We start from the raw sequence: 21,059 nt of genomic DNA, 5'->3' as shown, positions 1-21,059 counted from the left end.
TGCATCGCGGGCAAGCCTTGCTCCTGCGCGGCACGTGGCTCATTCAGCAAACATTGATCTGCAGCAGCCTCCTTGTAACATTTGGCAACGATCATGGCGAACATTCCTCTACTCCACAGGATTGTCCGGTCATGGCTACTCCTTCCCTGTCCGCCGCCCGTGCCTCTGCCAGCGACGCCCGGCCGCAACTCGATAAAAAACCCGGGGTGTTCACCGCCGTGGTGTTCTTCGCGGTGCTGGCCATGGGGCTGTTGTTCACCGCCTACAGCCTGATGCACGACATGCAAGAACTTGGCACCACGGTCACCACCTGGACCCCGTTCCTGCTGCTGGGCGTGGCACTGCTGATTGCCCTGGGCTTTGAGTTCGTCAACGGCTTCCACGACACCGCCAACGCTGTGGCGACGGTGATCTACACCCATTCGCTGCCACCGCACTTTGCCGTGGTCTGGTCAGGCTTCTTCAACTTCCTCGGGGTCCTGCTGTCCAGCGGTGCCGTGGCGTTCGGGATCATTGCCCTGCTACCGGTGGAACTGATTCTGCAGGTCGGCTCCTCGGCCGGCTTTGCGATGATCTTTGCCCTGTTGATCGCCGCGATCCTGTGGAACCTCGGCACCTGGTGGCTGGGCCTCCCGGCCTCGTCGTCCCACACCCTGATCGGCTCGATCATCGGTGTCGGCGTGGCCAATGCCCTGATGCACGGGCGCGACGGCACCAGTGGTGTCGACTGGGCGCAGGCGACCAAGATTGGCTATGCCCTGTTGTTGTCGCCATTGATCGGCTTCGGTTTCGCCGCCCTGCTTCTGCTGGCTTTGCGCGCCTTCGTCAAGAATCGTGCGCTGTACAAGGCCCCCAAGGGCAACACTCCTCCCCCCTGGTGGATACGCGGCATGCTGATCCTGACCTGCACGGGCGTGTCCTTCGCCCACGGTTCTAACGACGGTCAGAAAGGCATGGGCCTGATCATGTTGATCCTGGTAGGCACCCTGCCAATGGCCTACGCACTCAACCGCACCATGCCGGCCGACCAGGTCTTGCAGTTCGCCGCGGTCGCCGAAGTGACCCAGCAAGCGCTGGTCAAGAGCGTGCCCCTACCGCCACCGGCCGACCCACGCCCAGTGCTCTCGGACTACGTGCGCAGCAAGCAGGCCACGCCCCAACTGATCCCCGCCCTCGCCGCCCTGACCGGCCACATCGGCAACGAAGTGAAAGGCTACGGCTCGCTGTCCAAGGTACCGGCCGAAGCCATGGGCAACGTGCGCAACGACATGTACCTGGCCAGTGAAACCATCCGCCTGATGGACAAGAACCAGGTCGGCAGCTTCGATGCCGACACCCACGGCAAGCTGCAACTGTTCAAGCAGCAGATCGACAGCGCCACTCGCTTCATCCCGCTGTGGGTAAAAATCGCCGTGGCGATTGCCCTGGGGCTGGGCACCATGGTCGGCTGGAAACGCATTGTGGTGACCGTCGGCGAGAAGATCGGCAAGACCCACCTGACCTACGCCCAGGGCGCCTCGGCGGAAACCGTGGCGATGCTGACCATTGGCGCGGCGGACATGTTCGGCCTGCCGGTATCGACCACCCACGTGCTCTCCTCGGGGGTGGCCGGGACCATGGTGGCCAACGGCGGTGGCTTGCAGATGAAGACCATCCGCAACTTGCTGATGGCCTGGGTCCTGACCCTGCCGGCCGCGATCCTGCTGTCGGGCAGTCTGTATTGGTTGTTCACCCAACTGTTCTAACCACGCCCCCTGTAGCAGCTGACGCAGCCTGCGTTGGGTTGCGCAGCAGCCCCCGGCGGCGGTATTGCCAAGTCGAATGAACGTCCTGCGGCCGTTGACGCAGCCTCGCAGGCTCGACAGCTGCTACAAGGTCGGCGTCACGATGGTGGGCGCGCGCCGACGGGTCAGGGCGAACTGCAGCCCGAACGCCAGCACCCCGGTCAACGGTGCGGAGAAGCTGCTCAACCCCGGACCGGCAAACATCAGCACCAGCCCCAGCGCCGTGCCGCCAAACCACGCCACCAACCCTGCCGGGTTGTAGGCCGCAACCCCCTCCAGTGCGGTCACATCGCTGCGGCCATAGAGGATCTGCGCCAGCGCCACACCCACCCAGGCCACCACAAAGATCCCTTGATAGGCCAGCGCCTTCAGCAGGTAGGCAAACACATCGGCCAGCATCAGGCCGTAGACGATCACACCCACCGCCAGCGCCCACACCAGGTACGAGCCGCGCACGCCGAACCGGCCGAAAAACGCCTGCATGTTCAGCGTCGCCAAGTAGTAGTTGGCGGTGTTGATCCGGGTCTGTGTGGCCCAGACAAACAGCAGCCCCCACAACCCCATCAGTTGCAGGATTGCCATTACCACCGAAACTTCGTTCAGCGCGCCCTCATGGGGAATGCTGCTGACCAGGTAAATCCCCGCCGCGCCATTGAGCAAAAACGTCACCGCGTAGAACGGCATGCCGAAGTTCCAGCGGCCGTGGTAGGTCTCGTCCTCGGGTTTGCCAAAGCGGGCATAGTCGAAGGTAAACAGCATCAACACCCAGACGCCCATGTACGCGACGAAGCAATCCCACCAACCAAACGCACTGGGACTGGCCGGACCGAAATCCAGCCATTGCGGCTGGTAACCGTAGCGGCTGATCGACAACCCCACCGCCACCAGCAGACCGCCGAGATAGATCGGCAGCAGCACGCCATTGAGCTTGTCCAGCCAGTGCTGCACGCTCCCCAGGATCATCGGCACGCTGTACAACACCACCAGCAAGGCGGCCAGCGGGTACACCAGCTCCGGGTACAGGTGGTTGAGCGCCACCGCGATCACCGAACCCTCGAACACCGCGTAGTAAATCGCCGTAGAGAAGAAGATCAGCGTCGCCAGGCAGGCACCGGTGCTGCCAAACAGCAACCGCGAAAACAGCGCCACCGACAGGCCGCTGCGAATCGCAAACCGACTGAGCACGCTGTTGATCAGCCCGTAGCTGAGCACCGACAGGAGCATGCCGATCAACGCATTGCGGGTGCCATAAGATAAAGCCAGCGACGCGCCGACCACGATGTAGAACATGGCGCTGCACACGGCCCACCAGGCCATGGTCAGGGACAGCCGGCCCATGCGTGCTGCAGCGGGGACCGGGTGGTTGGCCGGGTCCTGCCCGGTTTGACTCGATTGCGATAAAGCAGCCATATGCGTGAACTCCAGAACCAGTCAAAGGTTGAAGCGCGGGCAGCCGTCACCGCACCGAAGTGCGGCGTTGGCGTACCGTTTGGCATGGCCCGCGCGATGGGGCGGGCAGAATCAGGAAGGGAACAGCTTGCTCAGGCAACTGAGTTTTTTCTTATAGGAACGTCGCGCCTCCAGCGCCTGTTCCAGGGTCACCGCGACAAACCGCGCCTTCTGGTTAGGCTGCATCTGGCCGATCAGGTCCAGGTCGGCGCTGATCACCGTACCGATCATCGCGTAGCCACCGCCGGACACTGCATCGCGATGCAGCACGATCGGTTCGAGCCCCGCCGGAACCTGGATCGAGCCGATCGGGTAACAGCTGTCGACGATGTTCGACGGATCGGAGCCGGCCCCGAACGGCTGCTCCCGGGGTTGGAAACTCAAGGCGCTGCCGCCCTTGAAGCGATAGCCGATGCGGTCCGCTTCCGAGCCGACCGTCCAGGGTTCAGCGAAGAAGCTGCTGGCCGCCGCTTCGCTCAGGCGCTCGTAGTACAGGCCCGGCACCACCCGCAGGCTGATTTCGCCCCCCAGCGACTGCCGCAAGGCCATGGGCAGACTGGCCCCGGCGCGGCTCTTGCCACTGGCAACACCCACCGGCAACGCGTCACCGGCCACCAACCGGCGCCCCTGGAACCCGCCCAGCGCCCCCAGCGCATAGGTTGAGCGACTGCCCAGCACCAACGGCACATCAATCCCACCGGCCACCGCCAGGTACGCGCGGGCTCCGGCCTTGGGGAAATCAAAACGCAGCACCTGGCCGGCCTTGACCGTGAACGCGGTGTCGGCATGCATTTCCACGCCATCGACCCGTGGCGTCATGTGCGCACCGCACACCGCCACCAACGCGTCGTCGGCAAACTCCAGCTCCGGCCCCAGCAGCGTGCACTCCAGGGCCGCCGCCCCGGCCGGGTTGCCCACCAGGTGGTTGGCGGCGCTCAGGGCGTATTGGTCGAGCGCACCGGAGGGAGGAATCCCCAGGTGGTAGAAGCCTTCGCGGCCCAGGTCCTGTACCGAGGTGGCCAGACCGGGTTTGAGTACCTTGATCATGCCAGCACCTCCTGCAACGACTTGGGATAGCCGACGGGGTCGGCGAGGAACGCGTCCAGGGAAAACTCCACCGGCCGAATCCGCAGGTCGAAGCGCCCCGCGTCCACTTCGGCCACGGCCTGGTCATACGCTTCGCGGTCCATGGGTTTGAACTGCACGATGTCGCCCGGGCGGAAAAACACCATGTGCTCTTTCAGGTACGAAAGCTTCTGCTGCGGGTCGTAGATCGGTGCTGGCGTCACGCCAAACATCTGATAACCACCGGCGCCACGCACCGAGTAGATGCAGCCGAAGCAGCCGCCGTGGCCCAGGGTCAGCTTCGGCGTGTCGGTGCGAGGCCGCAGGTACTTGGGCACTTGCAACTGACGCTGGCGCTCGACCATCTGGAACATGAACGGCAGGCCGGCGACAAAACCGACCATCGAGACGAACCAGGGCGCACCACTGTGGGCGGCAATGAACGCCTCGACATCCGCCAGGCCATTGATTCGTGCCGCGTACTCCAGGTCCGTGGCGCTCGGGTCCTGATGCCGATCGCGAAAACGCATCAGGGTCTCGTGGGTCCAGGGGTCGTTGTAGAGCACCGGAATCTCGATGATCCGCGTGTGCAGGGTGCGCTCGGCGACCGCCTCGGCCTCCGCGCCCTTGACCGCTTCGAGCAGGTCCTGGGGCGCGATGCGGTCCGGATCGAAGCGGATCTGGAACGAGGCGTTGGCCAGGCACACGTCCAGCACCCCATCCAGCGCCAGGCGCTCGACCGCACGGGTCACAGCCATGCCTTTGAAGAACGCCTCCAGGGACATGCTGTCGCTGACCTCGGCAAACAGGTGCTCATCGGCGCCAAAACTGTAGCGGATCGGCGTGTTCATGCTGCACCTCCACTGCGGCGCGCGGCCAGCCAGGTTTCCAGGGTGCCGGTGTGGAAGTCGGCGTCATGCAGCCAGGGTTGCTCCAGCAACTCGGCATGCAGCGTCAAAGTCGTCGCCATGCCCGTCAAGCGCGTCTGGGCCACGGCAACCCGCGCCCGGGCCAACGCTTGCGCACGGTCGCTGCCGTGGACAATCAGCTTGGCCAGCAGCGAATCATAATACGGTGGCACCCGATAGCCTTGATACAGATGGCTGTCGACCCGTACGCCCGAACCTTGTGGCCACGACAACGCTTCGACCAGGCCTGGGCTTGGGAAGAAGTCCCGCGCCGGGTCTTCGGCATTCAGGCGCATTTGCAGGGCCGCGCCATTAAGCCGGATATCACTCTGGCGCAAGCCCAGCGGCTCGCCGCCGGCAATCCGCAACATGGCCTGGACCAGGTCGATGCCGGTGATCAGTTCGCTGACCGGGTGCTCGACCTGAATCCGCGTGTTCATCTCGATAAAGAAAAACTCGCCACTGGCGTCGTCATACAGGTACTCCAGGGTCCCAGCGCCTTTATAGCCCAGGGATTCGGTCAAGCGGACGGCGCTGGCGCAGAGGGTTTCACGCTGCTGCGGATCCAGGGCCGGCGACGGTGCTTCTTCAAAGATCTTCTGCCGTCGACGCTGCAGTGAGCACTCACGCTCGAACAGGTGCACCGCGTGTTTGCCGTCGCCCAGCACCTGCACTTCAATGTGCCGGGCACGGCTGATGAAACGTTCCAGGTACACCGCGCCGTTGCCAAATGCGGCCTGGGCTTCGCGCTGGGAACGGGGGAACTCTTCGCGCAGTTGCGCGGGGTTTTCCGCCAGGCGGATACCCCGTCCGCCACCTCCGGCCGAGGCCTTGATCAGCAGGGGAAAACCCACCTGCTCGGCCGCCGCGAGTGCAGCCTCGACGTCAAACAACTCACCCGGCGAACCCGGCACCACCGGCACGCCAGCTGCTTGTGCGGTGCGTCGCGCCTCGGCCTTGTCGCCCATGCGGCGGATCGTTTGTGGGCTGGGCCCGACAAAAATCGCCCCGGCGGCCTGTACCGCTTCCGCGAAGTCGGCGTTCTCCGAGAGAAAGCCATAACCTGGGTGCACCGCATTGGCTCCGGTGGCTTTCAAGGCGCCCAGCAGGGCCTCGACATTCAAGTAGCTTTTGTCCGCGCGGGCCGGGCCGAGCAGGTGCACCTCGTCGGCCATGCGCGCGGCCTGGGAGTCGAGATCCGCCTCGCTGCACGCGGCAACGGTGGGAATTCCCAGCTCCTGGGCCGCGCGGATAATCCGCACGGCGATTTCGCCACGGTTGGCGACCAGCAGTTTAGTGATGCCTTGGGTCATGATCGTGCCCTCACTCGTCATCGAGTGTTGCGACGACCTGACCCGGTTCCACCGGATCGCCGTCTTCTACCAGGAATGCACTCAGGCGACCGGCCGTCCCGGCGGTCAGTTCGGAAAACTGCTTCATGACCTCGATCAGGCCAATTACCGTGTCGGCGCTGACCTGCGCACCGACCTCGACGAAGTTCGCCGACTCCGGCGTGGCTTTGCGATAGAAGGTCCCTGGCAATGGGGTGATAACTGTGTATTCGGCCATGTCTGTTCCTTTTGGAATAGTTGTAGAAAGGCAGGCAAAAAATCCATCGTTGGGGTAGCCCGGGCGTCTATCGCGCTCGGTGCCAAACCCGGGCTCAGCGGGGGGCGCGCACCTTGATTCCGGCTGCGTCCAGCGCCTTGCGTGTGGCCTCGACCAACGCCAGGGCACCCGGCGTATCGCTGTGCAGGCAGATGGAATCGAAGGCGATCGCCAGGTCCTGGCCCTCGACCGTGCGCACCACGCCTTCCTGGCAGGCACGCAGCACTCGCGCGGCGACCCGCTCCGGATCGTGGGCGCGCACAGTGCGGGTGAAGACGATCGAGCCGCTGAGGTCGTACTCGCGGTCGGCGTAGAACTCACGAACCACCGGCTGGCCCAGTTCTGTGGCGACCCGCCAGATGACCGAGCCGGGCATGCAATACAGCAGCAGTTCGGGTTCCAGGCGCTGCAGGTTTTCCACCAGCAACCGGGCCGCTTCTTCGTCCCGCGCCAGGTGCATGTACAGCGCGCCATGGGGCTTGATATGTTGCAGGGCCACGCCCTGGACCCGCGCCAATTCCCGCAGGGCACCGAGTTGATAGAGCATGTCGTCGACCAGCTCCTGGGCTGGTGCATGGATGTGTCGGCGACCAAAACCCACCAGGTCGCGGAACCCCGGGTGGGCGCCGATGGCCACGCCCTGGCGCTTGGCCTGTTCGACGGTGCGGCGCATGGTGCCGGGGTCACCGGCGTGGAAACCGGTGGCGATATTGGCCGAGCTGATGAAGGCCATCAGCTCTGTGTCGACGCCATCGCCGATGGTCCATGGGCCAAAGCCTTCACCCATGTCCGAATTGAAATCTACTGCCTGCATGACACGTGCTCCTGACGCTTGTGACTTCATGCAGGCCACGTTGAATTCCGACCACCCCCTTGGGAAGATCTATTAACAGATAGGGTATCTTCTGAAAAACAGATACCTGTTCGACCGGAGCCTCCATGTCACTGACCCTGCGCCAGGTTCGCTATTTCGTCGCCACCGCCGAGATCGGGCAGATTTCCCAAGCGGCGATTCACCTGAACATCTCCCAGTCAGCGGTGACCACCGCGATCAAGGAACTGGAGGGCATGCTCGGCACCCTGCTGTTCCAGCGCTCAGCCCAGGGCATGAGCCTGACCGATGCCGGACGGCACTTTCTCAACCGTGCCTACGTGATTCTGCGCAGCGTCGATGACGCCCTCAACAGCCCGCTGCCGGACGTACGCGCCAGTGGCCGGCTGCGCCTGGCGGCCAGCTACACGGTCATCGGCTACTTCCTGCCCCACCATCTGCAACGCCTGGAGCACTGGCACCCGGATGTCGCCATTGACGTTCACGAGCAGGAACGCCAGGCCATCGAAGAAGGTTTGCTGGAGGGGCGTTTCGACATGGCGGTGGTGCTGACCGCCAACCTCACGCACCCCGACATCGTCTCGGAAATCCTGTTCAACTCCGAGCGGCGCCTGTGGTTGCCCAGCCATCACCCCCTGTGCGAGCGCTCGGCTGTCAGCCTCGCTGATGTGGCCCAGGAACCCTATATCCTGCTGACCGTCGACGAGGCCGAGCAGGCAGCCATGCGCTACTGGGAACACGCCCAGCAGCAACCGAAAGTGCGGGTGCGCACCAGCTCGGTGGAAGCGGTGCGCAGCATGGTCGCCAATGGCAGCGGCGTGGCGATCCTCTCGGACCTGGTGCACCGTCCCTGGTCACTGGAGGGCAAGCGCATCGAGACCCTCACCATCACCGACCCGGTCACTCCCATGAGCGTGGGCCTGGCCTGGCACCGCGAGCGGGCATTTACCCCAGCGATGCAGGCGTTCCGGGATTACTTCCACGATGCGTTCCTGGCCCCGCAACAACTGTCGAGCAGACGCTGAGGGGAATCGCCCCCCGGCGATGCCGGGGTCAATGAATTCAAACCCGCGCCAACAACATCCGCTCCCGCACCCCGTCATAGACCCAGTGATAGACGTAGGTGTACGGCAGGAAAAACAGCAGCACCCCGATGTCGAGAATCAGCGCCTGCAGCAGGCTGACGTTCAGCCACCAGGCAATCAGGGGCACGCTGACCGCCACCAGGCCGCCCTCGAACAGCAAGGCATGCACCACCCGGGTCGCAGCACTGGGCACCAGCGCCAGGCGCTTGAGCAACCGGTCGAACAGGCCGTTGAACAGCACGTTCCAGGCCAGGGCGATCAGGCCGATGGCGATGGTCGCGACCCCCATGTCGACCAGCGGCTTGTCCATCAGCCACGCCAGCAAAGGTGTACACAGCATGACCGCCAGCAGTTCAAAACCGATGGCTTGCAATACACGTTCAGTGAGGGATTTATGAGGACTCATGAGCCGGCTCCGGTGGGTGAATGTGTTGCCATGATCCAGCGCTGCACCGATACTTCATAATCAATAACCATCGATAAAGGCGATAGTTCATGGCCTCACATGAAGTCCTGCTGGCATTCGTCCAGGCGGCCACCCAAGGCTCGTTTTCCGCCGCGGCGCGCAAGCTGGGCAAGAGCCAGTCGACCATCAGCGCGGCGGTGGCCAGCCTGGAAATCGACCTCAACCTGACCCTGTTCGACCGCAGCAGCCGCAAGCCCGCCCTGACCTCGGCCGGGCATGTGCTGTTGCAGCGTGCCGAGGACATCCTCGCCGCCACCAGTCGCCTGGAAATGAGCGCCGCGCAGTTGTCACTGGGGGTTGAACCGAAGCTCACCGTTGCGCTTTCCGACACCTATCAATCGGACCGCTTCGAAGCGGCCTTGCAGGCTTTCGAACAGCGGTATCCGGACCTCGAACTGGAATGCCTGATCGCCGAATGCGACGACTTGATTGCCCTGGTGCAACGCGGGCGCGCGCACCTGGCCTTCGCCGAAATGCAGGAGCGCTACCCGCCGGACCTGGACAGCGCCACCGTCGATGAGCACACCGAGATCGCCCTGTTCGTGGCGCCCACCCACCCGTTGGCGAGCCTGCCGAAAATCGATCGGCACAGCCTGCAACAGCATCGCGAACTGCGCCTGGCGACCATCATCAATCCGTATGAGGCCCGTGCCCAGGGGCGGGTCTGGTCGGCCCCCAGTTACCTGATGCTGCTGGAAATGGCCCAGGGTGGGTTCGGCTGGGCGCCCCTGCCGCGCTGGCTGGTCGAGCGTTTTGGCACCGGCACCTTGCAGGAGCTCAAGGTCCGCGGCTGGCCCCGGCCGGTCTCGGTGGATGCGCTCTGGTCACGCTTGCACCCGCCAGGGCCGGCAGGCAGCTGGTTGCTGGACAGGATGCTTGAGTGACAGAGGTGTCAGGTGTGCCCCAGCTCAGCCAGGCGCCGTTCGATAAAGCGGCGTTCCGGCACTTGCTGGGTCAGCTCCAGCGCACGCTGATAGGCCGCCCTCGCCTCCTCCACGCGACCCAGTTGCCGACAGAACTCGGCGCGCGCCGAATGCGCCAGGTGATAATCGAGCAACTCGCCGCGCTGCAAAATCCCCTCGACCAGGGTCAACCCCGCCAAGGGCCCGTCACGCCGGGACAGGGCGGCGGCCCGATTGAGCTCGATGACCGGCGAGGGCAATGCCTGCAGCAAGACGTCGTACAGGCCAACGATCTGCGCCCAATCAGTGTCCCCGGCGGTAGGTGCCTCGGCATGCACCGCCGAGATCGCCGCCTGCAGGCAATACGGCCCGATCTCCCCCCGGGCCAGCGCGTGCTCGATCAAGGCACAGCCCTCGGCGATCATCTGGGCATCCCACAGCGAACGGTCCTGCTCATCGAGCACGATCAACTCTCCGTTGGCCGAGGTGCGCGCCGGACGCCGCGCCTCGTTGAGCAGCATCAGGGCCAGCAGCCCCATCACCTCCGGCTCCGGCAGTAACTCCAGGAGTAGGCGCCCCAGGCGAATCGCCTCGCGAGTCAGGTCTTCGCGGGTCAGTTCGCTGCCCACCGAGGCCGAATAACCCTCGTTGAACACCAGGTAAATCACCCGCAAGACGCTGTCCAGGCGCTCAGGCAACTCGGCCAGGGACGGCACCTGATAGGGGATCCTGGCGTCGCGGATCTTGGCCTTGGCCCGCACGATTCGCTGGGCAATGGTGGCCGGCGCGGCGAGAAAGGCGCGGGCAATTTCTTCGGTGGTCAGGTCGCAGACTTCACGCAGCGTCAGCGGCACCTGCGCATCGGCGGCCAGTGCCGGGTGACAACAGGTGAAGATCAGGCGCAAGCGATCGTCTTGCACGTCCTCGACACTCCATTGCGCCTCCTCGAGCTCTTCGAGTTGCGCCACCAATTGCGCCTGGGACGCGGCAAACCGGGCGCGCCGGCGCAGGCCGTCAATGGCCTTGAAACGCCCGGTGGACACCAGCCAGGCCCGCGGATTGTCCGGCACCCCGTCCCGCTGCCAGCGCTCGACCGCGACGAAGAAGGCTTCCTGCAATGCCTCTTCGGCCAGATCGAAATCCCCCAGCAGACGAATCAGGGTGGCGAGGATACGCCGCGAGTCGTTGCGGTAGACCGCCTCGACCAGCGCCTTGACCGCTTCGTCCGGCATCAGTCCGGCATGCCGCTGGTCACCAGGGCCTCCAGCCGGTCGAGGCTCTGACCCCAACCGTCATGAAACCCCATGCCCTCATGGGCCTGCCGATCAGCCTCATTCCAATGCATCGCACGCGCGGTGTAGAGGGTCTTGCCGTCGACGTCGTCAAAGGTCACTTCAGCGGTCATGAAGGGTTTGCCCGAAGGAATCCAGCCCGGCGCGAAGGCGGCTGGCTGAGCGCCAGCGTGAGGGATGCTCATACATAGACTCCTGTTTCATTGTTGTTCTTATGGGGTTAATCACGGATTCAACTGACGCACCGGACGCACTTCTACGCTGCCGACCCGGGCTGCCGGAATCTTGCCGGCCACTTGGATCGCCTCGTTCAGGTCCTTGGCCTCGATCAGGTAAAAGCCGGCCAATTGCTCCTTGGTTTCGGCGAACGGTCCATCGGTGATCGACAACTTGCCGGCCCGCAGGCGCACCGTGGTGGCGCTCTGCACGGGCTGCAAGGCCTCGGCGGCGAGCATGCGCCCACTGCCCTGGACCGACTCGGCATACGCCAGGCACTCGGCGTCCTCGGGGCTGTCAGGCGAACGGTGGAGGACACGCTCGTCGCTGTAGACCAGGCATAGGTATTTCATAACGCTCTCCCACATCAGGCTGATCAACTATGGCTGCAGTTTGCAGATTGGGTGAAAAACCCGACGATCAGGGCTGCAGTTCGAACAACGCCGCGCCGCTGACCATGTCGAAGGGCGCCGACCAGTGCTCGTGGACGATTCGCCATTGCCCGGCGATCCGTTGATAGCCGGCGGTGGCACGCATCCAACTGCCTTTGACTTCACCCTGGTCATCGGCCCCCCCGCAGTGCACCAGCCAGTGGGCGAATGCCAGGTCCTGGCCTTGCACCACCTGCAGCTGTTCAAACTCAAACAGGTGGGGGCCGGGGCAATAGCTCATGCACTCTTCCCAGTGCGCGCGGTAAGCCGCCTTGCCTTTGAATTGCAGGGCCTTGACCGCATCGAACGAGACAATGCTGTCGGCATAAAAGCCCATCAGCGTCTCAAGGTCCTTGGCGACCACCGCTTGCCGGTAGCGTTCGATCAGGGCCTGGATCTCAGTGTTTTCGGCTAACGCATTCATGTCGGACCTCCGAGTGTTTGCTGTGAAGACACTGTTAGTCGACTGGTGAACAGGTAAATCGACAGGCCAAAAAAATAATTGTGCATGGGCCAAAGTGGCTAAAATCCGAACCTCAGTTTTTCACCGCAGAGATCCCGCCAATGGCCACGCACCTCGTGCCCTACCAACAGCTTTCGGCGCTGCAACGCCAACAGCTGGAAAGCATCGAGATCGATCCGTTGCAGAAGTCATTCGCCGGCGATATCCATGGCGCGCTGCACTCGCTGAGCGCGGCCGCAGGCGATGCCATCCGCGGTTTTGCGTTGGTTGCCGACGACATTCCCGTGGCCTTCCTGCTGCTCAAGCGCCCGCCCTTCCTGCCTGCCTGGGCCAGCCAGGACACCGCCACCCTGCATGCCCTGCAGGTCGACCGCCGCTGCCAGGGCCAGGGCTACGGCAAGGCCTGCCTGCAAGCCTTGCCCGAGGTTGCGCGGCAGGCCTGGCCCGAGATCAATGGCCTGGAGTTGTCAGTGGACACCCACAATGAGGTGGCGCTGGGGCTCTATCGCAAGCAGGGCTGGATCGACCGCGGCGATGCCTACAAAGGCCGGATCAGCTATGAACGGCGCATGGCCCTGGCCTTCTGAATCAGCCCCAGGTTCCAGCCACCCCACCGAGACCTTGCGGGTCAATATCGGGCGACAGCGCTTACAGCTCGAACGCCATCTCGTGCCAGGTCAACCCGCCATGGTCCGAAGCGGATGCCTTGAGGTAGGCAAAACCGAACCCGGCATACAGGCCAACGTGCTGCTCGCGGCACATCAGGTTGATGCGGATCTTGTCCAGTTCGCGCATGTGCGCGATGAACGTGCTCATCAACTGCTTGGCCAGGCCCAGCCCCTGGAAGTCCGGGTGCACCACCACCGACATGATCACCACCTGCGGACCGTCGGGGTCGTGGCCGATCATTTCCTTGAAGGCTTCGTCAGCCATTTCCACCTGGTAGGCGGCGCCGGAATTGATGAAGCCCGCCACGACCCCCTCGACCTCGGCCACGATAAACCCCTGTGGCCAGGTGTCGATGCGGGTGGCGATTTTCTCCCGGGTGGCCGCTTCGTCGCCCTCATAGGCCTCGGTTTCGATGGCGAAACAACGGTCCAGATCAGCCGGCGCGACCTGGCGAATGACAGTCGTGGGAGCATTCATGGTGGGGTCCTGTCAGCGAAAAAAGGGAGCGCAAGCATAATTCAATCCGCCGCGCATATCGATCCTGCGCCCCGTTCTCGCGTGGTTCAAGCGGCTTTGAGGGGTACCCAGATTTCCAGCACGCCCTGCCCGGTTTGCGGGTCGAAGTCGGCGCTGTAGCGCTCGAACTCCGGGGCATCCGCGGCCTCGCGGCCTGAGGCCGGCAACCAGTTTTGCCAGATGTACTCGAAGGTTTGCGCCAGGCTGTCCAGGCCACCTTGATGGGTGAACACCGCATAGTGCTGGGGCTGGATCTCCACCCAGCGATAGGACTCGGGCAGGTCGTCGAGCTTGCTGATTTCCACCCCGGCGACGTACTCGAAGCCACCCTGGCCATCCGGGTTGCAACACACGCCGTAGGTCAAGTTGCCCTTTTGCCCCGGCACCTTGCCGATGTGCGGAATAAAACGGTCCCAGAGCTTGGGAATGCCTTCGGTGGCGTTCACGGCAAATCGCCCGCCCAGTCCGGCAATCAGCATAAAATGCCCCGTTTCGAAGCGCGGCTGTGCCGCTACCTGCTGTTTTGGCTGATCCACGAATCACCTCCTACCACTGAAAATTGGGTTCGGCTGGGAGTATAGAAGCGAAACCGGATTCCCCCAGTCAAAGCCCAGGAAGTTCTGCCACGCCAGTCGTGCCGATAAACTCCTGGTAACCCGATAGGATCACGTAGACCGCGAAATAGCAGAAGATCGCTGCAGATGCCAGGTAGCTATAGCGCAGCAGTTTATCGCCCAGCAACTTCCCGCCCTGGGTCGCAGCCAGGCACAAGGCCAGGCACCAGAGGATTCCGGCGCAAAAGAACCCGGCCAGGAACAACCCGGCACTGGCCAGGCTGCTGCCGCCCGCGCGGGCAATCAGGGTCCCGCCCACCGCGGCGAACCAGAGAATGGCACTGGGCGAGGACATCGCCAGGAAAATCCCGCGAAAGAACTCCCGACGATGGGAGCCGCCACTGACCTCTGCCGTCTGCGCCAGGGCGGCGCTGTGGTGGATCGCCGAGTAGATCATCTTCGCCGCGAAGTACAGCAACAGCACCGAACCGCCGACCCACAACACCCAGCGCACCGCCGAGTACTGCAGCAGAACGGTCATGCCGGCCAGCGCCAGCACCACGTAGACCAGGTCGCCGACACAGGTGCCCAGGCCCAGGGCAAATCCCTGGAAATAGCCGCGTTGCATGGCCAGGGTGATCATTGCAATATTGGCCACGCCGATATCCAGACACAGCGAAAGGCTCAGTAGAAAGCCGCTGGAAAACTCCATTTTTTTATCCTGTTGCTGTCAGTGCCGGGGAAAAAAGTTGCTGGGTGCCTCTGGACAAGCGGCCATCGGCGCCCTTATCGTGCGCCCAGACCACCGCAGTGGTCGGCGTCGCTCGGACGGTTCCGGGCGCTCACGTTATCAGAGGCAACAATGGCAGACCACGGTTCGCCGCGCCGCTTTGCGCGCATAGATCGACTCCCCCCTTACGTATTCAATATCACTGCCGAGCTGAAGATGGCCGCCCGTCGTCGTGGCGAAGACATCATCGACTTGAGCATGGGCAACCCCGACGGCCCGACTCCGCCCCACATTGTCGAAAAACTGGTCACCGTCGCCCAGCGCGAAGACACCCACGGCTACTCCACGTCCAAAGGCATTCCGCGCCTGCGCCGGGCCATTTCCCGCTGGTACAAGGATCGCTACGAGGTCGACATCGACCCGGAAAACGAAGCCATCGTCACCATTGGTTCCAAGGAAGGCCTGGCGCACCTGATGCTCGCTACCCTGGACCAGGGCGACACCGTACTGGTGCCCAACCCCAGCTACCCGATCCACATCTACGGTGCCGTGATTGCCGGTGCCCAGGTGCGTTCGGTGCCGCTGATTCCGGGCGTGGACTTCTTCGCGGAGCTGGAGCGGGCCATCCGAGGCTCGATCCCGAAACCGAAGATGATGATCCTCGGTTTCCCGTCCAACCCGACCGCGCAGTGCGTGGAGCTGGACTTCTTCGAACGGGTAATCGCCCTCGCCAAGCAGTACGACGTGCTCGTTGTGCATGACCTGGCCTACGCCGACATCGTCTACGACGGCTGGAAAGCGCCGTCGATCATGCAGGTGCCGGGGGCCAAGGACATTGCCGTGGAGTTCTTCACCCTGTCCAAGAGCTACAACATGGCCGGCTGGCGCATCGGCTTCATGGTCGGCAACCCGGAACTGGTCAACGCCCTGGCGCGGATCAAGAGCTACCACGACTACGGCACCTTCACCCCGCTGCAAGTGGCCGCCATCGCCGCCCTCGAAGGCGACCAGCAATGCGTCAAGGACATCGCCGAGCAGTACCGGCAACGCCGCAACGTGCTGGTCAAGGGCCTGCATGAGCTGGGCTGGATGGTCGAGAACCCGAAAGCCTCGATGTACGTCTGGGCCAAGATTCCCGAAGCCTATGCCCACCTGGGCTCGCTGGAGTTCGCCAAGAAGCTGCTGGCCGAGGCCAAGGTCTGTGTATCGCCCGGGGTGGGTTTTGGTGAGTACGGCGACGACCACGTGCGCTTTGCCCTGATCGAGAACCAGGACCGGATTCGCCAGGCGGTGCGGGGGATTCGCGGGATGTTCCGCGCGGATGGGTTAGCCACCAAGTAAGACGATCACCCACAAAAAAACCGCATCGCTGCGGTTTTTTTGTGTCTGGCAAAACGCTTAGACGAACAACGACAACAGCAGGATAAAGCCCAGCGCTACGATGGACAGGATGGTTTCCATCGCGGTCCAGGTCTTGAAGGTTTCCGCCACGGTCATGTTGAAGTACTGCTTGACCAACCAGAAGCCCGCGTCGTTGACGTGGGACAGAATCAGCGAGCCAGCACCGGTGGCCAGCACCAGCAACTCACGGTTGACCCCTGGAATCATCCCCACCACCGGCACCACGATGCCCGCGCCGGTAATGGTTGCGACAGTGGCCGAACCGGTCGCGATACGAATCACCGCCGCCACCAGCCACGCCAGCAGGATCGGCGAGATCTGGGCGCTCACGGCCATATGCCCGATCACATCACCCACACCGCTGGTCACCAGCATTTGCTTGAAGCCACCACCGGCACCGATGATCAGAATGATCGCGGCGGTCGGCGCGAGGCTGGCATCCAGCAGCTTGAGGATGCGCTTGGAGTCGATGCCCTGGCGATGGCCGAAGGTGTACAGCGACAACAGCAACGCCAGCAGCAGCGCCGAGATCGGGTGACCGATCATGTCCATCCAGGTGCGGAAGAAGTTGCCGTCCGGCAATGCGACGTCGGCGAAGGTCTTGAGCAGCATCAGGAACACCGGCAACAACACGGTGAACAGGGTGATGCTGAAGCTGGGCAGGCTGGCCGAATCCGGTTCGCGGGCCAGTTGATCCACCAGTTCCTGGTTAGGGTGACCGGGGATGTACTTGGCAATGAACGTACCGTAGATCGGACCGGCAATGATCGCCGTCGGCAGCGCCACAATCAGGCCGTACAGAATGGTTTTACCGATGTCGGCGCCAAACACCCCGATGGCCAGCAACGGCCCCGGGTGCGGTGGCACCAGGCCGTGCACCGCCGACAGGCCGGCCAGCAGCGGGATACCGATCTTGATGATCGACACGCCCGTGCGCCGGGCCACGATGAACACCAGTGGAATCAGCAGCACGAAGCCGATTTCGAAGAACAACGGAATGCCCACCAGGAACGCGGCAAACATCATCGCCCACTGCACCCGCTCTTTACCGAACGAGCGGATCAGGGTCTGGGCGATCTGATCGGCCCCGCCCGATTCGGCCATCATTTTGCCGAGCATGGTGCCCAGCGCCAGGATGATGCCGACAAACCCCAGTACCCCGCCAAAGCCGTCCTGGAACGCCTTGATGATGGTGCCGATCGGCATGCCCGATGTCAGGCCGAGGAACGCCGCGGCGATGATCAGTGCAATAAAGGGGTGAAACTTGAACTTGGTGATCAGGACAATCAAGCCGATCACCGTCACCACTGCATCAAGCAGCAGGAACGTGTCGTGGGACATGCCGAACATTAGGGGTGTCTCCTGGTTGTTGTTGTTATTGAAACGGGGAATTCGAAAGCCATCGGGACAGCGCTACCTTTAAAAACAAAACTCATACGGCGAGCTTCAGGCCATGCCCAAGCCACCAATGGTGGGCTTGCGCGGCCAATTGCTCGACGCTGTGGGTCGACGCATTCAGGGTCAGGGTCAGCGTTTCGCCGACCGGGGATTCAAGCGTGGCGAACTGACTGTCGATCAGGGTCGACGGCATGAAGTGGCCCGGGCGATGGGACACCCGATCCGCGGCCACTTCCGGTGTCAGTTCCAGGAACACGAAACCCAGGCCCGGCAAGGCGCTGCGCAGGCGCTCGCGATAACTGAGCTTGAGCGCCGAACAGGTCAGCACCGGGCGCAGGCCCGTGGCATCCACCCGACGCAACTCGGCGCACAGGCTGTCAAGCCAGCCGGCACGGTCGTCGTCGTTGAGGGGAATACCGGCACTCATCTTTTCGATGTTGGCCGCAGGATGAAAGCTATCGCCTTCGATGCCGGTCGCGCCGCTGAGCTGGCACAAGGCCTCGCTGACGCTGGACTTGCCGCAGCCGGCCACGCCCATGATGACCAGGGCGGAGATTGGTTGACTCATGTAACACCTCAGCGCGAAGACAGCGCTACCTTTGCTCATTGAGACTCTGTGCAAACGCAGCCATTGCCGACGTCTTCTTGTCATTTTTATGGGTTGCAGCACGTTCTTGCCCAACGCCGAATAGCAGGGATCAGGCAACCCCCACTCATTCATTTGCAGCCGCATCGAGACAGCGCTACCTTAGTGCCTTGAATTTTGTTTGGCAAGCCGCCCGATGACCTCCACTAAAAACGATAAAAATCCCCGCACCACTGGCCGCCCCACCCTCAATGAAGTGGCCCGCCTGGCGGGGGTCAGCCCGATCACCGCTTCCCGCGCCCTGCGTGGGGTCAGTACAGTGGCCACCGAACTGGTGAAAAAGGTCCAGCAGGCCGCCCTCGACCTGAACTACGTGGTCAACCCTGCCGCCCGTGCGCTGGCCTCGGCCCAGAGCCATTCGGTGGTGGTGCTGGTGCCATCGCTGTCGAACCTGCTGTTTATCGAAACCCTGGAAGCCATTCACCAGGTGCTGCGGCCCAAAGGCTTCGAAGTGCTGATCGGCAACTTTCACTACTCCCGTGACGAAGAAGAAAACCTGCTGCGCAACTACATGGCCTATCAGCCACGCGGTTTGCTGCTGACCGGGTTTGATCGCACTGAAAGCTCACGGCGAATGATCGAGGCCAGCAACATCCCCTGTGTGTACATGATGGAACTGGACAGTGCCGCCGGGGTGAACTGCGTCGGTTTCTCCCAACTCAGCGCCGGAGAAACGGCGGCCGAGCACTTGCTGTCCCGGGGCCGCAAGCGCCTGGCCTACATCGGCGCACAGTTGGATCAGCGCACCTTGCTGCGTGGTGAAGGGTTCCGCCGGGCCTTGCAGAAGGCCGGTTGCTACGACCCGGACCTGGAAGTGCTCACGCCTCGGGCCTCATCCGTGGGCCTGGGCGGCGAGTTGTTCCTGCAACTGCTGGCGGCCCATCCGGAGGTCGACGGGATCTTTTTCGGCAACGATGACTTGGCCCAGGGCGCATTGCTCGAGGCCCTGCGCCATGGCATCCAGATTCCCCAGCAGGTGGCGATTCTCGGCTTCAACGACTTGCCGATGTCCGAACACATGGTGCCGCGCTTGAGCAGCATCTACACCCCCCGCGAAGCCATTGGCCGGCGCGCGGCGGAACAGATGCTGACGTTGATGGCGGGCAACAAGGTGGCGAGCCCGGTGGAAGACATGGGCTTTGAACTGAAGATTCGCGAAAGTAGCTGAGACAGGCAGCACCTACGTCGTTTGACCAAGAAGATCGACCAGGGCCAATGCGCCCTTCTGCAACGGCTGGCTCCGGAGCCACACCGCGTGCACTGGCAGCACCAGGCCATTTTCGATATTGCGGAAATTCAGCCGTTTCAAGCGCCCTGAATCCAGGCGCGACTGCACCACCGACAGCGGGAAATTGCCCCAGCCCAACCCCGCCTCGACCATCTCCAGTGCCGTTTCCAGGTTGTCGGTGCGCCAGCAGGATTCGGCCACTAGCGGCCGGGTGTCGCTGATCGGCAGATCCCGGCTGGCGACGAAAATCTGCCGCACGTGCACCAGGTCTTCGAGAAACAGATCCTGCCCCCGCAGCAAGGGACTGTCCGCCGCCAGCGTAGCGATCATGCGTTCGCTGCCGACGAACTGAAAGCGCTCCAGCACATTCATGCTCAGCCCGGCGAACGCCAGGCACAGACTGACGCGCCCACTGTGCAGCATCGCCAGCACGTCATCCTGCGGCGCCGTCAGCACTTCGATGTCGAGCAGCGGATGGCGCTCGGCAAGCACCTTGATCGCCGCCAGCAAGCGGCGCCGGTCGATGTCCGCGACCACGCCAATCGACAACGTGCTTTCCAGCCCCAGCGACAACTGCACCGCGTGCACCTGCAACTGCTTGAGCTGCCCGGCAATCAGCCGTGCGTGGGGTACCAACGAGTTGGCCATGGCAGTGGGCTGGGGTTCGCGGTGGCTGCGGTCGAACAACGGATAACCGAGTTCGGCCTCCAGGTTGGCAATGCCCATGCTTACTGCCGAAGGCACCCTGCCCAAGGCCCGGGCGGCCGCGGAAAAAGAGCCGTGCTCAATCACGGCGAGAAACAGTTCGATGCTGTCGCTGTTGAAATTCACGGGATCAACCTATCAATTAAACTGAAAGCTTCTGACTTTTTCTGTCACCTGCATTGAAGCTATCTTTTGCCGCCTGCGCCAGCCCCACTGGCCATCAAGCACTGAAAAGAGGCAAATCCATGCAAGGCGTCAAACGCAAACTGGTCTACGTATCGCTCTACGAGGTGATCGGCATGACCTTCTCCGCCCTCGGCCTGGCCTTGCTCTCCGGCACTTCGCCAGGCAGCACCGGGCCGCTGGCGGTGATCATCACCAGCATCGCGGTGAGCTGGAATTTCATCTACACCTCGCTGTTCGAGCGCTGGGAAAGTCGCCAGGTATCACGCACCCGCACCGTCAAACGTCGGATCGCCCACGCTGTCGGTTTTCAACTGACGTTGATCGTGTTCCTGATCCCGTTGATCGCCTGGTGGATGCACATCAGCCTGGTCCAGGCCTTCCTGCTGGACCTGGCGCTGATCATCTTCATCCCCTGCTACACCTTTGCCTTCAACTGGCTGTTCGACCGCACCTTTGGTTTGCCGGCTTCGGCGCTGCCCGACCCGGCCTGAGTCCCAATGCGCGGATCAGGCTGCCGAACACTTG

23 protein-coding genes and 1 pseudogene are annotated in these 21,059 nt (G+C 63.0%); 7 read left to right on the top strand and 17 right to left on the bottom strand.

Features of this window, described 5'->3' with window-relative positions:
* The first annotated feature begins 131 nt into the window (after positions 1-131).
* Complete coding sequence (locus AACY45_RS00390) at positions 132-1,745, top strand: inorganic phosphate transporter (protein WP_339543630.1); 1,614 nt, start codon at positions 132-134, stop codon at positions 1,743-1,745.
* Between the two features lie 123 nt (positions 1,746-1,868).
* Here the strand turns inward: AACY45_RS00390 and AACY45_RS00385 are convergent, their stop codons facing one another.
* The 6 genes from AACY45_RS00385 to AACY45_RS00360 all read right to left on the bottom strand — a co-directional run bounded on the left by AACY45_RS00385 (position 1,869) and on the right by AACY45_RS00360 (position 7,628).
* Positions 1,869-3,194: a purine-cytosine permease family protein gene (locus tag AACY45_RS00385; protein WP_339543629.1), complete on the bottom strand. Its 1,326-nt coding sequence runs from the start codon at positions 3,192-3,194 to the stop codon at positions 1,869-1,871.
* A 111-nt stretch (positions 3,195-3,305) separates the two neighbouring features.
* Positions 3,306-4,280 carry a 5-oxoprolinase subunit C family protein gene (locus AACY45_RS00380; protein WP_339543628.1) on the bottom strand — a complete coding sequence of 325 codons (975 nt, stop codon included), beginning with the start codon at positions 4,278-4,280 and terminating at the stop codon, positions 3,306-3,308.
* Complete coding sequence (locus AACY45_RS00375; RefSeq protein ID WP_339543627.1) at positions 4,277-5,149, bottom strand: 5-oxoprolinase subunit B family protein; 873 nt, start codon at positions 5,147-5,149, stop codon at positions 4,277-4,279. The genes AACY45_RS00380 and AACY45_RS00375 overlap by 4 nt, the downstream gene beginning before the upstream one ends.
* A complete protein-coding gene (locus AACY45_RS00370) occupies positions 5,146-6,519 on the bottom strand; it encodes an acetyl-CoA carboxylase biotin carboxylase subunit (protein WP_339543626.1) in 1,374 nt (457 codons plus the stop codon). Before AACY45_RS00370 ends, AACY45_RS00375 begins: the two co-directional genes overlap by 4 nt.
* Positions 6,520-6,529: 10 nt before the next feature.
* Positions 6,530-6,775 (bottom strand): acetyl-CoA carboxylase, encoded by a 246-nt coding sequence (locus tag AACY45_RS00365; protein ID WP_339543625.1) that lies wholly within the window; start codon positions 6,773-6,775, stop codon positions 6,530-6,532.
* A gap of 94 nt (positions 6,776-6,869) precedes the next feature.
* Entirely contained in the window at positions 6,870-7,628 is a 759-nt protein-coding gene (locus tag AACY45_RS00360) for a 5-oxoprolinase subunit PxpA (RefSeq protein WP_339543624.1), read from the bottom strand.
* Positions 7,629-7,753: 125 nt separating this feature from the next.
* Here AACY45_RS00360 and AACY45_RS00355 point away from each other — a divergent pair, with 125 nt between their 5' ends.
* A complete protein-coding gene (locus AACY45_RS00355) occupies positions 7,754-8,671 on the top strand; it encodes a LysR family transcriptional regulator (RefSeq protein ID WP_339543623.1) in 918 nt (305 codons plus the stop codon).
* Positions 8,672-8,708: 37 nt separating this feature from the next.
* On the opposite strand, the gene AACY45_RS00350 is transcribed toward AACY45_RS00355, so the two are convergent.
* Positions 8,709-9,137, bottom strand: a complete 429-nt coding sequence (locus AACY45_RS00350) for a multidrug/biocide efflux PACE transporter (RefSeq protein WP_339543622.1) — start codon at positions 9,135-9,137, stop codon at positions 8,709-8,711.
* 89 nt (positions 9,138-9,226) lie between these two features.
* On the opposite strand from AACY45_RS00350, the gene AACY45_RS00345 reads away from it, so the two are divergent.
* On the top strand, positions 9,227-10,081 hold the full coding sequence (locus AACY45_RS00345) for a LysR family transcriptional regulator (RefSeq protein ID WP_339543621.1): 855 nt from the start codon (positions 9,227-9,229) through the stop codon (positions 10,079-10,081).
* An 8-nt stretch (positions 10,082-10,089) separates the two neighbouring features.
* On the opposite strand, the gene AACY45_RS00340 is transcribed toward AACY45_RS00345, so the two are convergent.
* The 4 genes and pseudogenes from AACY45_RS00340 to AACY45_RS00325 form a co-directional block, all read right to left on the bottom strand.
* Positions 10,090-11,331 carry an RNA polymerase sigma factor gene (locus AACY45_RS00340; RefSeq protein ID WP_339543620.1) on the bottom strand — a complete coding sequence of 414 codons (1,242 nt, stop codon included), beginning with the start codon at positions 11,329-11,331 and terminating at the stop codon, positions 10,090-10,092.
* A pseudogene (locus AACY45_RS00335) lies at positions 11,331-11,543 on the bottom strand (SRPBCC domain-containing protein); the annotation flags it as partial. The gene AACY45_RS00340 and the pseudogene AACY45_RS00335, both read right to left, overlap by 1 nt.
* Positions 11,544-11,615: 72 nt before the next feature.
* Positions 11,616-11,960, bottom strand: coding sequence for a YciI family protein (locus AACY45_RS00330; RefSeq protein WP_339543619.1), 345 nt, complete (start codon positions 11,958-11,960; stop codon positions 11,616-11,618).
* Positions 11,961-12,027: 67 nt separating this feature from the next.
* The gene (locus AACY45_RS00325; RefSeq protein ID WP_339543618.1) at positions 12,028-12,462 is read right to left on the bottom strand and encodes a YybH family protein; all 435 of its coding nucleotides are present in this window, start codon (positions 12,460-12,462) and stop codon (positions 12,028-12,030) included.
* A gap of 140 nt (positions 12,463-12,602) precedes the next feature.
* Here AACY45_RS00325 and AACY45_RS00320 point away from each other — a divergent pair, with 140 nt between their 5' ends.
* A complete protein-coding gene (locus tag AACY45_RS00320) occupies positions 12,603-13,088 on the top strand; it encodes a GNAT family N-acetyltransferase (protein ID WP_339543617.1) in 486 nt (161 codons plus the stop codon).
* A 61-nt stretch (positions 13,089-13,149) separates the two neighbouring features.
* Here the strand turns inward: AACY45_RS00320 and AACY45_RS00315 are convergent, their stop codons facing one another.
* The 3 genes from AACY45_RS00315 to AACY45_RS00305 all read right to left on the bottom strand — a co-directional run bounded on the left by AACY45_RS00315 (position 13,150) and on the right by AACY45_RS00305 (position 14,952).
* A complete protein-coding gene (locus AACY45_RS00315) occupies positions 13,150-13,647 on the bottom strand; it encodes a GNAT family N-acetyltransferase (RefSeq protein WP_339543616.1) in 498 nt (165 codons plus the stop codon).
* Between the two features lie 86 nt (positions 13,648-13,733).
* On the bottom strand, positions 13,734-14,222 hold the full coding sequence (locus AACY45_RS00310) for a GyrI-like domain-containing protein (RefSeq protein WP_339543615.1): 489 nt from the start codon (positions 14,220-14,222) through the stop codon (positions 13,734-13,736).
* A 67-nt stretch (positions 14,223-14,289) separates the two neighbouring features.
* Positions 14,290-14,952, bottom strand: coding sequence for a LysE family translocator (locus AACY45_RS00305; protein ID WP_339543614.1), 663 nt, complete (start codon positions 14,950-14,952; stop codon positions 14,290-14,292).
* Positions 14,953-15,102: 150 nt separating this feature from the next.
* Here AACY45_RS00305 and alaC point away from each other — a divergent pair, with 150 nt between their 5' ends.
* Positions 15,103-16,311 carry an alanine transaminase gene (gene alaC, locus AACY45_RS00300; RefSeq protein ID WP_339543613.1) on the top strand — a complete coding sequence of 403 codons (1,209 nt, stop codon included), beginning with the start codon at positions 15,103-15,105 and terminating at the stop codon, positions 16,309-16,311.
* A 57-nt stretch (positions 16,312-16,368) separates the two neighbouring features.
* Here alaC and AACY45_RS00295 read toward each other — a convergent pair whose 3' ends face one another.
* Positions 16,369-17,721 carry a GntP family permease gene (locus AACY45_RS00295; RefSeq protein ID WP_339543612.1) on the bottom strand — a complete coding sequence of 451 codons (1,353 nt, stop codon included), beginning with the start codon at positions 17,719-17,721 and terminating at the stop codon, positions 16,369-16,371.
* Positions 17,722-17,803: 82 nt separating this feature from the next.
* Positions 17,804-18,337: a gluconokinase gene (locus tag AACY45_RS00290; RefSeq protein ID WP_339543611.1), complete on the bottom strand. Its 534-nt coding sequence runs from the start codon at positions 18,335-18,337 to the stop codon at positions 17,804-17,806.
* 214 nt (positions 18,338-18,551) lie between these two features.
* On the opposite strand from AACY45_RS00290, the gene AACY45_RS00285 reads away from it, so the two are divergent.
* Entirely contained in the window at positions 18,552-19,583 is a 1,032-nt protein-coding gene (locus AACY45_RS00285) for a LacI family DNA-binding transcriptional regulator (RefSeq protein WP_339543610.1), read from the top strand.
* A 12-nt stretch (positions 19,584-19,595) separates the two neighbouring features.
* Here the strand turns inward: AACY45_RS00285 and AACY45_RS00280 are convergent, their stop codons facing one another.
* Positions 19,596-20,474, bottom strand: coding sequence for a LysR family transcriptional regulator (locus tag AACY45_RS00280; protein ID WP_339543609.1), 879 nt, complete (start codon positions 20,472-20,474; stop codon positions 19,596-19,598).
* A gap of 119 nt (positions 20,475-20,593) precedes the next feature.
* Between AACY45_RS00280 and AACY45_RS00275 the strand changes: the two genes are divergently transcribed.
* Complete coding sequence (locus AACY45_RS00275) at positions 20,594-21,025, top strand: PACE efflux transporter (RefSeq protein ID WP_339543608.1); 432 nt, start codon at positions 20,594-20,596, stop codon at positions 21,023-21,025.
* The last annotated feature ends 34 nt before the right edge of the window (positions 21,026-21,059 follow it).

The organism is Pseudomonas sp. RA_35y_Pfl2_P32 (assembly GCF_963970735.1).
Classification (GTDB): domain Bacteria; phylum Pseudomonadota; class Gammaproteobacteria; order Pseudomonadales; family Pseudomonadaceae; genus Aquipseudomonas.
This window is presented reverse-complemented; position numbering and strand designations above follow the sequence as displayed.

Excerpts from the sequence above, each read along its gene's own strand:
- AACY45_RS00390 (WP_339543630.1), top strand. The coding sequence starts at position 132 with ATGGCTACTCCTTCCCTGTCCGCCGCCCGTGCCTCTGCCAGCGACGCC.
- AACY45_RS00385 (WP_339543629.1), bottom strand. The coding sequence starts at position 3,194 with ATGGCTGCTTTATCGCAATCGAGTCAAACCGGGCAGGACCCGGCCAAC.
- AACY45_RS00380 (WP_339543628.1), bottom strand. The coding sequence starts at position 4,280 with ATGATCAAGGTACTCAAACCCGGTCTGGCCACCTCGGTACAGGACCTG.
- AACY45_RS00375 (WP_339543627.1), bottom strand. The coding sequence starts at position 5,149 with ATGAACACGCCGATCCGCTACAGTTTTGGCGCCGATGAGCACCTGTTT.
- AACY45_RS00370 (WP_339543626.1), bottom strand. The coding sequence starts at position 6,519 with ATGACCCAAGGCATCACTAAACTGCTGGTCGCCAACCGTGGCGAAATC.
- AACY45_RS00365 (WP_339543625.1), bottom strand. The coding sequence starts at position 6,775 with ATGGCCGAATACACAGTTATCACCCCATTGCCAGGGACCTTCTATCGC.
- AACY45_RS00360 (WP_339543624.1), bottom strand. The coding sequence starts at position 7,628 with ATGCAGGCAGTAGATTTCAATTCGGACATGGGTGAAGGCTTTGGCCCA.
- AACY45_RS00355 (WP_339543623.1), top strand. The coding sequence starts at position 7,754 with ATGTCACTGACCCTGCGCCAGGTTCGCTATTTCGTCGCCACCGCCGAG.
- AACY45_RS00350 (WP_339543622.1), bottom strand. The coding sequence starts at position 9,137 with ATGAGTCCTCATAAATCCCTCACTGAACGTGTATTGCAAGCCATCGGT.
- AACY45_RS00345 (WP_339543621.1), top strand. The coding sequence starts at position 9,227 with ATGGCCTCACATGAAGTCCTGCTGGCATTCGTCCAGGCGGCCACCCAA.
- AACY45_RS00340 (WP_339543620.1), bottom strand. The coding sequence starts at position 11,331 with ATGCCGGACGAAGCGGTCAAGGCGCTGGTCGAGGCGGTCTACCGCAAC.
- AACY45_RS00330 (WP_339543619.1), bottom strand. The coding sequence starts at position 11,960 with ATGAAATACCTATGCCTGGTCTACAGCGACGAGCGTGTCCTCCACCGT.
- AACY45_RS00325 (WP_339543618.1), bottom strand. The coding sequence starts at position 12,462 with ATGAATGCGTTAGCCGAAAACACTGAGATCCAGGCCCTGATCGAACGC.
- AACY45_RS00320 (WP_339543617.1), top strand. The coding sequence starts at position 12,603 with ATGGCCACGCACCTCGTGCCCTACCAACAGCTTTCGGCGCTGCAACGC.
- AACY45_RS00315 (WP_339543616.1), bottom strand. The coding sequence starts at position 13,647 with ATGAATGCTCCCACGACTGTCATTCGCCAGGTCGCGCCGGCTGATCTG.
- AACY45_RS00305 (WP_339543614.1), bottom strand. The coding sequence starts at position 14,952 with ATGGAGTTTTCCAGCGGCTTTCTACTGAGCCTTTCGCTGTGTCTGGAT.
- alaC (WP_339543613.1), top strand. The coding sequence starts at position 15,103 with ATGGCAGACCACGGTTCGCCGCGCCGCTTTGCGCGCATAGATCGACTC.
- AACY45_RS00295 (WP_339543612.1), bottom strand. The coding sequence starts at position 17,721 with ATGTTCGGCATGTCCCACGACACGTTCCTGCTGCTTGATGCAGTGGTG.
- AACY45_RS00290 (WP_339543611.1), bottom strand. The coding sequence starts at position 18,337 with ATGAGTCAACCAATCTCCGCCCTGGTCATCATGGGCGTGGCCGGCTGC.
- AACY45_RS00285 (WP_339543610.1), top strand. The coding sequence starts at position 18,552 with ATGACCTCCACTAAAAACGATAAAAATCCCCGCACCACTGGCCGCCCC.
- AACY45_RS00275 (WP_339543608.1), top strand. The coding sequence starts at position 20,594 with ATGCAAGGCGTCAAACGCAAACTGGTCTACGTATCGCTCTACGAGGTG.